At 75.0% G+C, this 12,899-nt stretch carries 8 protein-coding genes and 2 pseudogenes; 1 reads left to right on the top strand and 9 read right to left on the bottom strand.

Features of this window, described 5'->3' with window-relative positions:
- Window positions 1-7: 7 nt before the first annotated feature.
- The 7 genes and pseudogenes from EMA09_RS19790 to EMA09_RS19760 all read right to left on the bottom strand — a co-directional run bounded on the left by EMA09_RS19790 (window position 8) and on the right by EMA09_RS19760 (window position 9,112).
- On the bottom strand, window positions 8-1,810 hold the full coding sequence (locus EMA09_RS19790; RefSeq protein ID WP_129842338.1) for a DEAD/DEAH box helicase: 1,803 nt from the start codon (window positions 1,808-1,810) through the stop codon (window positions 8-10).
- 107 nt (window positions 1,811-1,917) lie between these two features.
- Window positions 1,918-3,408: an MFS transporter gene (locus tag EMA09_RS19785; protein ID WP_129842337.1), complete on the bottom strand. Its 1,491-nt coding sequence runs from the start codon at window positions 3,406-3,408 to the stop codon at window positions 1,918-1,920.
- Between the two features lie 116 nt (window positions 3,409-3,524).
- Entirely contained in the window at window positions 3,525-5,858 is a 2,334-nt protein-coding gene (locus EMA09_RS19780; RefSeq protein WP_129842336.1) for a molybdopterin cofactor-binding domain-containing protein, read from the bottom strand.
- A pseudogene (locus EMA09_RS19775) lies at window positions 5,851-6,465 on the bottom strand ((2Fe-2S)-binding protein); the annotation flags it as partial. The pseudogene EMA09_RS19775 and the gene EMA09_RS19780, both read right to left, overlap by 8 nt.
- Window positions 6,466-7,026: 561 nt before the next feature.
- A pseudogene (locus EMA09_RS19770) lies at window positions 7,027-7,931 on the bottom strand (FAD binding domain-containing protein).
- A gap of 318 nt (window positions 7,932-8,249) precedes the next feature.
- Entirely contained in the window at window positions 8,250-8,543 is a 294-nt protein-coding gene (locus tag EMA09_RS19765) for a DUF3039 domain-containing protein (RefSeq protein ID WP_129842335.1), read from the bottom strand.
- Window positions 8,544-8,554: 11 nt separating this feature from the next.
- Entirely contained in the window at window positions 8,555-9,112 is a 558-nt protein-coding gene (locus EMA09_RS19760) for a YqgE/AlgH family protein (protein ID WP_129842334.1), read from the bottom strand.
- Window positions 9,113-9,294: 182 nt separating this feature from the next.
- Here EMA09_RS19760 and murA point away from each other — a divergent pair, with 182 nt between their 5' ends.
- Window positions 9,295-10,614, top strand: coding sequence for a UDP-N-acetylglucosamine 1-carboxyvinyltransferase (gene murA / locus EMA09_RS19755; RefSeq protein WP_129842333.1), 1,320 nt, complete (start codon window positions 9,295-9,297; stop codon window positions 10,612-10,614).
- Between the two features lie 132 nt (window positions 10,615-10,746).
- Here murA and EMA09_RS19750 read toward each other — a convergent pair whose 3' ends face one another.
- Window positions 10,747-11,028, bottom strand: a complete 282-nt coding sequence (locus tag EMA09_RS19750) for an HU family DNA-binding protein (protein WP_052848357.1) — start codon at window positions 11,026-11,028, stop codon at window positions 10,747-10,749.
- A gap of 325 nt (window positions 11,029-11,353) precedes the next feature.
- The gene (locus EMA09_RS19740; protein ID WP_129842332.1) at window positions 11,354-12,796 is read right to left on the bottom strand and encodes an NAD-dependent malic enzyme; all 1,443 of its coding nucleotides are present in this window, start codon (window positions 12,794-12,796) and stop codon (window positions 11,354-11,356) included.
- Window positions 12,797-12,899: the final 103 nt, after the last annotated feature.

Raw genomic sequence — 12,899 nt, 5'->3', positions numbered from 1 at the left:
GGCGGGGTCACCGCATCCGGGTCGCCCACTCCCTCACCTTGGCCGCCCGCTGCTTGAGCTGCCCGGCCGTCGCCTCGGCCGTGGGCGGCCCGCCGCAGGTGCGCCGCAGCTCGGTGTGGATGACGCCGTGCGGCTTGCCGGACTGGTGGGCGTACGCGCCGACCAGTGAGTTCAGCTCGCGGCGCAGTTCCATCAGCTCCTGGTGCGTGACGACAGGGCGCCGCTCGGCGGGCAGTTCGACGAGGTCGGCCTCCTGGTCCGGCCTGCGGCGGCTGTGGGCGATCTGCCGGGCCTGCCGCCGCTGGAGCAGCAGTTGCACCTGGTCGGGTTCGAGGAGGCCGGGGATGCCGAGGTAGTCCTGCTCCTCCTCGCTGCCCGGGTGCGCCTGCATGCCGAACTCGGCGCCGTCGTACATGACCCGGTCGAACACCGCGTCGGACTCCAGCGCCTCGAACGGGAGCTGGTCCTGCTCGCCGTCGGGCTCGTCCTTCTCCCGCTCGGCGTCCCGCAGCAGCGCCTCCTCCTCGGCGTACGGGTCCTCCGCCGCGTCCTTCTTCGGCCGGTCGAGCACATGGTCGCGCTCGACCTCCAGCTCGTGCGCGAAGCCGAGGAGCGTCGGGATCGTGGGCAGGAAGACGGACGCGGTCTCGCCACGCCGCCGGGAGCGGACGAACCGGCCCACCGCCTGGGCGAAGAACAGGGGCGTCGAGATCGTCGTCGCGTAGACGCCGACCGCGAGGCGCGGCACGTCCACGCCCTCGGAGACCATGCGCACCGCGACCATCCAGCGGTCGTCGGACGTCCGGAACTCCTCGATGCGCCCGGACGCGCCCGCGTCGTCGGACAGGACGAGCGTCGCGCCGTGGCCGGTGATCTCGCGCAGCAGTTTGGCGTACGCCCGCGCCGACTCCTGGTCGCTCGCGATGACGAGGCCGCCCGCGTCGTGGATGGAGCGGCGGACCTCGGTCAGCCGCCGGTCGGCCGCGCCGAGGACGGCGGGCATCCAGTCGCCCTTCGGGTCGAGGGCGGTGCGCCACGCCTGGGAGGTGGCGTCCTTCGTCATGGGCTCGCCGAGCCTGGCCGCCACCTCGTCGCCCGCCTTGGTGCGCCAGCGCATGCTGCCGCTGTACGACAGGAAGATGACGGGGCGCACGACGCCGTCGCCGAGGGCGTTGCCGTAGCCGTAGGTGTAGTCGGCGACGGAGCGGCGCACGCCGTCCGGCCCCTCGGCGTAGGCCACGAACGGGATGGGGTTCGTGTCGGAGCGGAACGGCGTGCCGGTGAGGGCGAGGCGGCGCGTGGCCGGTTCGAACGCCTCCAGGCACGCCTCGCCCCAGGAGCGGGAGTCGCCGGCGTGGTGGATCTCGTCGAGGATGACGAGGGACTTGCGCTGCTCGCTGCGGTTGCGGTGCAGCATGGGCCGGACGCCGACACCGGCGTACGTGACGGCGACGCCGTCGTACTCGCGGCCCAGCGGCCCGGCGCTGTACGCGGGGTCGAGCCTGATTCCTATCCTCGCCGCCGCCTCGGCCCACTGCGTCTTCAGGTGCTCGGTCGGCGCGACGACGGTCACCTGCTGCACGACATGGTGGTGCAGCAGCCACGACGCGAGGGTGAGGGCGAACGTCGTCTTGCCGGCGCCCGGGGTCGCGACGGCGAGGAAGTCGCGCGGCTGGAGCCGCAGGTACTCCTGCATCGCGGCCTCCTGCCAGGCCCGCAGCTTGCCCGCCGTGCCCCAGGGGGCGCGGCCGGGGAAGGCGGGCGACAGGTGGTGCGAGGCATGGGCGGTGGACGGTGCGGGGCTGGTCACGGTCCTCACGGTGCGGGTCGGCGGTGGGCTGGCGACCGCGTCAGCCTAACCGAGAGCCCGCGCCGGACGGGGGGCCGGGCGGCCGCATCCGGCCGCCGCGGGGCCGGTCAGCCGGCCGTGCGCGGCGGGGCGAGGCGCCCCGCCACGAGGATGCTGACCAGCGCCGCGAAGGTGGTCAGCGCGAACACGGCGACGAACGCGCCGGGTCCCACGGCGCCCTGGAGCGCGTCGTCGCGCGCGGCCGCCGACGCGTCGCCGCCGAGCGCCGCGAACGCGCTGCCGACCAGGGTGAGCATCACGACGTTGCCGAGGCTGTCGCACACCTGGAGCGACGCGACGTTCCCGCCGGCCTCCTCCGGCGAGGAGAGCCGCAGCACCAGCACGCCGAGCGTCGACACGACCAGGCCCATGCCGAACGCGGCGACCCCGAGGGTGACCGCCGGCAGCCACACCGGCACCGCGTCGAGCAGGACGAGCGGGGTGGCCGCCGTCCCGGCCGCCAGCAGCACCGTGCCGGCCCGCACGAGCGCCAGCCGGTACGGCTCCGCGCGCGGCCCGGCCTGGGTCCACGAGCCGATGGCCCACAGCGCGCCGGAGGCGGCCAGCGCCAAGCCGGCCTCCGTGTACGACAGCCCGCGCCGTGTGACGAGCATGAGGGGGACGAAGGTCTGGGTGGCGAGGTAGGAGGCGGAGAGGAGGCCGCGCAGGGCGATCACGGACGGCAGTCCGCGCCCGGCCAGGAAGGTGCCGCGCGGCAGCAGCCGTACGGCGGTGGGCACCATGAGGACGAGCCCGGCGGCGAGCGGCACGAGCGCGACGAGGCGCAGCTCCTGCCCCCCGTACTGGACGAGCCCGGCGCCCACGGCCAGCGCGCAGGCGAGGGAGAACCGCCGGCGGTCGAACGGCGCCGCCCCGCCCTCGGGCGGTCCCGACGCCTGCCGCCGCAGCGCGGGCAGCATCACCAGCAGCGGCGCGATCACGAGGACGGTGACGCCGAGGAACACCCAGCGCCAGCCGAACCGCTCGGTCACCGTGCCCGCGATCAGCGGCCCGACGAGGCTCGGCACCACCCAGGCCCCGGAGAAGGCGGCGAGGGCGGCGGCCCGCAGCCGCTCCGGGTAGGCCCGGCGCACGGCGACGTAGAGCGCCACGATGACGAGGCCGTCGCCGATGCCCTGGACGGCGCGGCCGGCGACGAACACCCACATCGCCCCCGCCGTCCCGGACAGCAGGAGCCCGGCGGAGAACGTCGCGATGCCGGCGACCACGGGGCCGACCGGCCCCCGCAGGTCGCACCACTGCCCGGACAGCGACATGCCGAGCAGGCTCGTCGTGAAGAAGGCCGAGAAGGCGAACGCGTACCCGGACAGTCCGTCCAGCGCCTCGGCGGCGGCCGGCATCGCGGTGCCGACCGCCATCGCCTCGAACGCGATCAGCAGGATCGTGCTGACGCAGCCCAGCGTGAGCGCGCGGTAGGGGGCGCTCAGCACGCCCTCCGCGCGCCCCGGCGCGGGGCCGGCGGCAGCGGCGGGGGACGCGGCCGGGGGCGGCACAGCGGTGTCGTCGCCGGCTCCCTCGCCGGCATGGGTCTCACGCATGCGGCAACGGTAAGGAGTCGGGTGCCCCGCTGCCCATGGACCGGGGACCGATATCCGTCCGTCCCGGGTCCCGGTCCCCGTCCGCGCGCGGCGGCGCGGACGGGCCGGGGCCGGTCTCAGGCGCCGCCGACGGCGCTCTGCGGCCGGATCGGCAGCCGGTTCACGGGCCTGCCGGTGGCCGCCCTGACCGCGGCGGCCACCGCGGCCGGCGAGACCACGACCGGCACCGCGCTGACCGCCTTGGCGCCGAACGGCGCGACGACGTCCCGCTCCTCCAGCAGCGCCACGACCCGCACGTCCGGCGCGTCGAGGGCGGTCGGCAGCGGGTATCCGGCCAGGTCGGGCCGCCGCACCATGCCGCGCACCACCCGCAGGTGCTCGGTGAGCGCGGCGCCGACGCCCTGCAGGACGCCCGCCTCGATGCGCGCCTCGATCTGCCGCGGGTTCAGGGCTCGCCCGACGTCCTGCGCGACGGCCATCTCCACGACCCGCACGGCGCCGAGGTCCACGTCCACGTCGACCACGGCCCGGATCGCAGCGAAGGAGAGGCCGACGAACGCGTCCCCCTGCCCCGCCTCGTTCAGCCGCTCCGTCGGGTGCGGGCGGCACTGCGCGGTCGCCCACAGCTCCTTGCCCTCCAGCGCCTCGGCGACCGTGGTGCTCAGCACACCGTCGTACGAGGTGATCTTCCCGTCGGCGATGTCGAGCAGTTCCGCCGACATGCCGAACGTCGCGGCGAGCGGCTGGAGGAGCTGCGTACGGACCATCCGGGCCGCCCGCTCGACCGCGCCGCCCGACACCCAGGTGTGCCGCCCCCGCCCGCCGGGACCGGCCGGCGGCAGGTCCGTGTCCACGGGAGCCACGTGCACCTCGTCCACCCCGAGGACGTCCTGCACGATCTGCCGGGCCAGCGTCGCGAAACCCTGCCCGCTCTCCACGGCCGAGCACAGCACGGTCGCGACCGTGCCCTCGACGCGGACGGTGGCGGTGGCGACCTCGTCGCTGCCCTCCGCGCGGAGCATGTGCACCATGCCGAGGGCGTACCCGACGCCGCGCCGCACCGCTCCGGGGTCCCCCGCGCCGTCCGGACCGCCGGGGAGCAGCCACTCCTCGACCGGCCCGTCCTTCGGCAGCGCGGGCATCGGCGCCCCCCGCACCGCGTCGAGCAGGGCGGCGACGGGCGCCGGGCAGGTGACGGCCTGCCCGGTGGGCAGCGGGTCGCCGGTGGCGAGGACGTTCCGCGCGCGCAGTTCGGCGGGGTCGATCCCGAGGCGGGCGGCCAGCTTGTCCATCTGGCCCTCGTGGGCGGCGCACACCTGCATGGCGCCCTCGCCGCGCAGGTAGCCGGAGGGCGGGTTGTTGGTCCGCACGGCCCAGCCGTCGATGACGGCGTTTCGGACCTTGTAGGGTCCGGCGGCGAACGACACGGCCGCCGCGAGGGCCTCGGCCGAGTCGTCGGCGTACGCCCCCGCGTCCATGAGGAGCTGCGCCTCGACCTTGACGAGCCGGCCCTCGCGGTCGGCGTGGTGCCAGTAGCGCAGGAGCGTCGGGTGCCGGTGCGCGTGGCCGAGGAACGACTCCTCCCGCGTCGCCGCGAGTTTGACCGGGCTGCCCGTGCGGATCGCCAGCAGCGCCAGCGGCACCTGGAACCCGAGGTCCTCCCGGTCCCCGAGCGAGCCGGGGACCCCGGTCACGCAGATCTTGACCTGCTCGGCGGCCAGCCCGAGGCAGGCGGCCAGCCGGTCCCGGTCGGTGTGCGGGTCGGTCACGGCCGCGTAGACCTCGACCCCGCCGTCCGGGCGCGGCACCGCGAGCCCGGATTCCGCGCCGATCGGCGCCGGGTCCTGCCGCCCGACGCGGTACAGCCCCTCGACGACGACCTCGCCGGTGGCCGACGGGTCGCCGTACCGCAGCGGGATGTGCCGCACGAGGTTGCCGTCGGGGTGGACGGGCGGGGCCTCGAACGCCTTCTCGGGGTCGGTCAGCGGTTCGAGCACCTCGTACTCGACGACCACGGCCGCGGCCGCGAGCCGCGCCGTCTCCGGGTGGTCGGCGGCCACGGCGGCCACCGGCTCGCCGTGGTAGCGCACCACCTCGGACGCCAGCGCCGGACGGTCCGCGACGTGCCGGCCGAGCCCGCCGGTTCCCGGGACGTCCTCATGGGTGATGACGGCACGCACCCCGGGCATCGCGGCGGCCTGCGCCGTGTCGATGCGCTTGATCCGCGCGTGCGGGTGGGGGGAGCGCAGCACGGCGGCCCACAGCAGCCCCTCGGCCCACAGGTCGGCGGTGTAGGGGTGGGTGCCCTGCGCCTTGGCCCACGCGTCGGACGGCGCGAGGGAGGAGCCGAGGCCGTGCGCGGGCGCGCCCGGGGGCCTCGTGACCGCCTGTGCGGCCACGCCAGGGGCGACGGTGATGGCGGCGGCGGTGTCGGCGGCCCGGTCAGTCATGGCGTTGCCCTTTCATCCCCTTCAACCCCTGCGTCCGTACGCCGCCGGGGCGTCACCCCTGTTCCCCGGACGGACGGCCGCCCTGCGGACCCCGCTGGCGCGGCACGGCCGACGACTGCGCCTGCCGCTCCGCGTCGGCCGCCTCGTGGGCGGCGGCCCGCTCCGCCACGACGGCGCGCACGGCGTCGAGCATCCCGCGGTAACCCGTGCAGCGGCAGAGGTTGCCGCTCAGGGCCTCGCGCGTCTCCAGGTCGCTGGGGGTGTGGTTGCCCTCCAGCAGGTCGTGGATGGTCATCGCCATGCCGGGGAGACAGAAGCCGCACTGGACGGCGGTGCCCGCGAGGGCGCGCTGCACGTCGGACGGGGCGCCGTTCCCGGCGAGGCCCTCCACGGTCCTGATCTCGGCGCCGGCCGCCGTGGCCGCCGGCACGAGGCAGGCGGCCACCAGCCGACCGTCCACCTGCACCGAGCACGCGCCGCACTCGCCCTGCGCGCACCCGTCCTTCGCGCCCGCGAGGCCGAGCCGCTCCCGCAGGACGTACAGCAGGGACTCGCCGATCCACGCGCCGGCGACGGGACGGTCGACGCCGTTCACCCGCAGGACGTACCCGACCTCGGGGTGGTCGCTGCGGTCGGCCGCCGGCGCGCCGTCCTGCGCGGCGGGGACCGGGTCCGCGTCGGCGCGGGACGGGGGCGCGGCCGGCGGGGCGGTCCCCGGCTCCGGCAGCGGCGGCGGCCCGGCCTGGTCGGGCGTCCACGGCGCGGCGGGCACCGGGGCGGCGCCGTCGGCCGCGCCCGGGGGACGGCGGCCCTGCGCGAGCGCCGCGCCCTGGCCCATCGCCGCGGCGGCCCGGCCGGGGGCAGCCCGTGCGCGGGTGCGGCGGGCGGTGCCCCGCCGGGAGCGCCCCCGTGCGCGAACGGCATGGTCCAGGCCCCGGTGTCGCCCGGGTCGGTGGTGGGGTTCGCCGTGGCGGGGGCGGGGGGCGCGGTCGGCTCGTCGATGACCGGCGGCTCGTACCCGTGCCCGGGGCGGCCAGGGGCTCCCCGCCGGCCCGGTCCGGGTATCCGCCGGGCAGCTCTATGAAGGCGGTGGTGTCCGGGTCGTACTCGCCGCCCCAGCCCCCCGGGGGGCCGCCCGGAGCGGTCGGTTCGGGCTGCTGGTCGTTGCTCATACGAGAGCCCTTCCGAGTCCACGGCGGGCCAGTGTTGCCACCGTACGCCTCAAGTGGAGCAGCGCGGGGGTGAGTTGCGGATGTTCGCCGCCGTCGGCCGGCGGTTCCGGGTCCGGGATGCACGCCATGCCCACGTAGGTGCCGAACGCTTCGAGCACCTCCGGGGTGAGCCCGCGCTCGCCGTCCCAGTCCACGAGGGAGGCGACCCACTGCTCGGCGTCCAGCGGGCGCAGGGGCATGGGGGCGACGGCGCCGACCGCGCAGCGCACCTCGCGGTGCACCGGGTCGAGGACGACGGCGACGGACGCCGTGGCGCGGGACGGGCCGGTCCGCGTGGTGGCCCGCAGGTACGCCTGGGGCGCGTGCAGCAGCGGCACGCGGACGTGGGCGAGCAGCTCTCCCCTGCGGAGGCGGTCGCGGCCCGCCAGGAGGTGGCTGACCGGGATCTGGCGGCCCTCGCCGCCGGGACCGGCGACCAGCAGGGTCGCGTCGAGGGCGGCGAGGACGGGCAGGGTGTCGCCCGATGGCGCCGCCGTCATGATGTTGCCGCCGAGGGTGCCGGCGTTGCGCACCTGCGGGGGCCGGCGGCGCGGGCGGCGGTGGCGAGCGCCGGGATCAGGGCGGCGAAGTCGGGGCGGCTCATCCGGGCGTGCGTGAGGCAGGCACCGAGCAGCGCGTGACCGTCCTGGTAGGCCCAGCCGCGGAGCTCGGCGAGCCGGCCGAGGCCGACGAGGGCGGCGGGACGGAGGAGCCCGGCGTTGACCTGCGCCATGAGATCGGTGCCGCCGGCCACGGGGACCGCCGCCGGCACCTCGGCGAGCGCCGCGACGGCGTCGTCGAGCGTGGCCGGGAGCGCGACGAGCCGCGCCGAGTCGGGTGCGTGCGGTGCGTGCGTGCTCAATCCTGCTGCCCCTTTCCGGTGTCCCGGCTGCCCAGCCGTACGGTACGTCCTCGCGGCCGGGACGTGGCAACTCTGGCACAGATTCACGGGCGGTCCGTGCGGGGGCCTGGCGGGGCCGCCCGAGGACGCGGCGGGACGCCGCTCTCACCCGATCGGGGCATGCGCGGGGCGCCCGTCACCGCCGCGGCGCGGCGGGCGGGCCGTGCTCCCGGCCGCCGGGGCGCGGCGGCCGGGAACGGGTGCGGAGAAGAGGCGCGGCGGACGCGCGCGGGGGGCGGCGCGGGCGTGCCCGCGCGGCGGAGGGGACGGCCCCGGGCGTCACTTGCCGCCCTTGCCGCCCTTCCCGTCCTTGCCGCCGCCGAACGAGCCCATCGACTCGTAGATCTCCTTGCACATCGGACACACCGGGTACTTCTTCGGGTCGCGGCCGGGCACCCACACCTTGCCGCAGAGCGCGACGACGGGGGTCCCGTCGAGCGCGCTCGCCATGATCTTGTCCTTCTGGACGTAGTGGGCGAAGCGCTCGTGGTCGCCGTCGCCGTGCGTGGTCTGCGGGACGGGCTCGACGAGGGTGCCGGTGCCCGCTCCGCGTTCGGGCTCGAGAGTGCTCATGGATCCCAAGCCTAATTCAGCGACGGGTCCTCCGGATATGTCGCGAGCAGGGCCAGGGTGCCCCGCTGCCGCCGCAGGACGGCCCGCCACAGCCCCTCCGGCCGGGGCGCCGACACATCGCCCGGCTCCGAGTCCACGACGTACCAGGCGCCCTCGTCCAGCTCGCGCTCCAGTTGCTCCGGTCCCCAGCCCGCGTAGCCGGCGAAGACGCGGAGGCTGCCCAGCTCGGCGGCGAGGACCTCCGGGGGCGCGTCCAGGTCCACGAGGCCGATCGAGCCGTGCACCCGGCGCCAGCCGAGCGGCCCGCGGCCGGGGACGACGGCCAGCGCGAGGGCCGCGTCCAGGGCGACCGGGCCGCCCTGGAAGACGACCCCCGGCTCGCCCGCGAGGTCGGCCCAGCCCTCCAGCACCTCGGACACGCCGACGGGGGTGGGCCGGTTCAGGACGACCCCGAGGGCTCCCTCACGGTCGTGGTCGAGGAGGAGCACGACGGAACGGTCGAAGTTCGGGTCGGACAGCGCCGGTGTGGCCACCAGCAGCCGCCCGGTGAGGGAGGACTCCTCGGTCATGGGGCCATGATTCCGCATCGCCGGGGTAAGGGGGAGAGTCGGCCTCGGGCCGCGGCAGGGCGGCCGGTCACACGGCGGCGCGGTACGGCGCACTACCATTTTCCTGCCAGTTCCTGCGGATCGGTGCGGATCATCGGTCCGAGCACGCGGGGTCCCCGACCCACCCGGAGATCGTGAGTTCGATGACCGACGACGTACTGCTTGTCCACGGCGGCACCCCGATCGAGGGGGAGATCAGGGTCCGCGGCGCCAAGAACCTGGTGCCGAAGGCCATGGTCGCGGCCCTGCTCGGCAGCGGCCCCAGCCGCCTGCGCAACGTCCCGGACATCCGCGACGTGCGCGTCGTCCGCGGGCTGCTCCAGCTCCACGGTGTCACCGTCCGCAGCGGTGAGGAGCCGGGCGAGCTGATCCTCGACCCGTCGCACGTCGAGAGCGCGAACGTCGCCGACATCGACGCGCACGCCGGGTCGTCCCGCATCCCCATCCTCTTCTGCGGTCCGCTGCTGCACCGGCTCGGGCACGCGTTCATCCCCGGCCTCGGCGGCTGCGACATCGGCGGCCGGCCGGTCGACTTCCACTTCGACGTGCTGCGGAGGTTCGGCGCGACGATCGAGAAGCGCGCCGACGGCCAGTACCTGGAGGCGCCGCAGCGGCTGCGCGGCTGCAAGATCCGCCTGCCCTACCCGTCCGTCGGCTCGACCGAGCAGGTGCTGCTGACGGCCGTCCTGGCCGAGGGCGTCACCGAGCTGTCCAACGCGGCCGTGGAGCCGGAGATCGAGGACCTCATCTGCGTCCTGCAGAAGATGGGCGCCATCATCTCCATGGACACCGACCGCACCATCCGCATCACGGGGGTCGACCGGCTCGGCGGCTACACGCACCGCGCCCTGCCCGACCGCCTGGAGGCGGCCTCCTGGGCGAGCGCCGCGCTGGCCACGAAGGGCAGCGTCTACGTCAAGGGCGCGACGCAGCGCGAGATGATGACGTTCCTCAACGTCTACCGGAAGGTGGGCGGCGCGTTCGAGATCGACGACGCCGGCATCCGCTTCTGGCACCCCGGCGGCCCGCTGAACGCGATCGCCCTGGAGACGGACGTCCACCCGGGCTTCCAGACCGACTGGCAGCAGCCGCTCGTGGTGGCGCTGACGCAGGCGTCGGGCCTGTCGATCGTGCACGAGACGGTGTACGAGTCCCGGCTCGGCTTCACCAGCGCCCTGAACCAGATGGGCGCGCACATCCAGCTCTACCGCGAGTGCCTCGGCGGGACGCCGTGCCGCTTCGGCCAGCGGAACTTCCTCCACTCCGCCGTCGTGTCGGGGCCGACGACGCTCCAGGGCGCCGACCTCGTCATCCCGGACCTGCGCGGCGGCTTCTCCTACCTGATCGCGGCGCTGGCGGCGCAGGGCACCTCCACGGTGCACGGCATCGGCCTCATCAACCGCGGCTACGAGAACTTCGTCAACAAGCTGGAGGACCTCGGCGCGAAGGTCGAGCGCGTCTGACCTCCCGCGCCCGCGCGGCACGACACAGGACGACACCGCACGACAACGAAAGGGGTGGCTCCCGGGACTCCGGGAGCCACCCCTTTCCGCGACGCTCAGGGCGCCGTCATGACGTCACACGCGTCACTCGGGTCACTGACCCTTGGCGGCTTCCTTCAGCTTGGAGCCGGCCGACACCTTCACGCTGTACCCGGCGGGGATGTTGATGGGCTCGCCGGTCTGCGGGTTGCGGGCGGTGCGAGCCGCACGGTGAGTGCGCTCGAAGGTCAGGAAACCGGGAATGGTGACCTTCTGGTCGCCCTTGGCGACGACCTCCCCGACGGTCTCGGCCAGGGCCGCCAGCACAGCGTCGGCGTCCTTCCGGGTCACCTCGGCGCGCTCGGACAGAGCGGCCACCAGCTCACTGCGGTTCATATTACGTACTCCCGTGTTCAACGTGCCTATGAGGCGTGCGATCGAAGCCGATGCTGCCAGGGCCCACTGACAGTCCCTGGACCCGGGTCTGCCCTGCCGGGCCGGCCCCCTCGCGCCCGGGACGCATCCTGCCCCCACGAGTGCCGCGAAGGCCAATCCGCGCCCGGGAGGTCACACGAAGAGCGTGCACGCCCCACCGCGGTGACGGTCCCGAGGCTCTGCCTCCGGGCCACCCTACGGCGCGCCGGAGCGGCCCGGGGACGCGACTCGCCGCCGGATGGCGGCACGCGGCACCCGGGCGCGCGGTGCGCCGGCCGGGCGCCGCTCAGCCCTCCGCCGGACCCGGCAGGGACGCGGGCGCGGCACCGGAGCCCTGCGCGGCCTCGCGGACGGCCCCGGCCACGGCGCCGGACACGCGGTCGTTGAAGACGCTGGGCACGATGTAGTTGGCGTTCAGCTCGTCCTCGCCGACGACATCGGCGAGCGCCCGGGCGGCGGCCAGCATCATCCCGATGCTGACGGTCCGCGACTGGGCGTCCAGCAGGCCGCGGAAGACGCCGGGGAAGACCAGGACGTTGTTGATCTGGTTCGGGAAGTCCGAACGGCCGGTGGCGACGACGGCCGCCGTCTGGCGGGCGATGGCCGGGTCGATCTCCGGGTCCGGATTCGCGAGCGCGAACACAATGGCGTCGTCAGCCATGGCGGCGACGTCCGACGCGTCCAGGACGTCGGGGGCCGAGACGCCGATGAAGACGTCGGCACCGGCGATGGCGTCGCGCAGGGTGCCGGTGACGCCGTCGGGGTTGGTGTTGTCGGCGATCCAGCGCAGCGGCGAGTCGGGGTCGGCGTCGACGAGGTCGGGGCGGCCCGCGTGCACGACGCCGTGGATGTCGGCGACGACGGCGTGCCGGACGCCCGCCTCGATCAGCAGCTTGAGGATGGCGGTGCCCGCGGCGCCCGCGCCCGACATGACGACCCGGACCTGCGCGAGGTCCTTGCCGACGACGCGCAGCGCGTTGTGGAGGGCGGCGAGGACGACGATGGCGGTGCCGTGCTGGTCGTCGTGGAAGACGGGGATGTCGAGGGCCTCCCGCAGCCGCGCCTCGATCTCGAAGCAGCGGGGCGCGGAGATGTCCTCCAGGTTGATGCCGGCGAAGCCCGGCGCGATGGCCTTCACGATCTCGACGATCGCGTCGGTGTCCTGGGTGTCGAGGCACAGCGGCCAGGCGTCGATGCCGGCGAACCGCTTGAACAGCGCCGCCTTGCCCTCCATCACGGGGAGCGCGGCGTGCGGGCCGATGTTGCCGAGCCCGAGGACGGCCGACCCGTCGGTGACGACGGCGACGCTGTTGCGCTTGATGGTGAGGCGCCTGGCGTCCTCCGGGTTGCCCGCGATCTGGGTGCAGACGCGGGCGACGCCCGGCGTGTAGATCATCGACAGGTCGTCGCGATTGCGAATCGGGTGTTTGGACGACATCTCGATCTTGCCGCCCAGGTGCATGAGGAAGGTCCGGTCGGAGACCTTGCCGAGGGCGACCCCCTCGATGCCGCGGAGCTTCTGCACGATCTCGTCGGCGTGCGCGGTGGAACTCGCCGCGATGGTCACGTCGATGCGCAGCTTCTCGTGTCCCGACGCGGTGACGTCGAGGCCGGTGACCGATCCCCCGGAGGACTCGACCACGGTGGTGAGCTGACTGACCGCCGTTCCGCTCGCCGGTACTTCGAGCCGAACGGTCATCGAGTACGAGACACTGGGCGCCGTTGCCATGGCCGATAACTTCCTTCACTTTCCAGAAAACGCCCCCCGAAAACCTTGTCACCATACGAGAGAGGCGGGGGGCGGTGAAAGCCAGGGCATCGGGCACGGACCG

Origin of the sequence: Streptomyces sp. RFCAC02 (genome assembly GCF_004193175.1) — a bacterium.
GTDB lineage: Bacteria > Actinomycetota > Actinomycetes > Streptomycetales > Streptomycetaceae > Streptomyces.
Note: the sequence above shows the minus strand (reverse complement) of the source record. Positions and strands in the feature narration are given on the sequence as shown.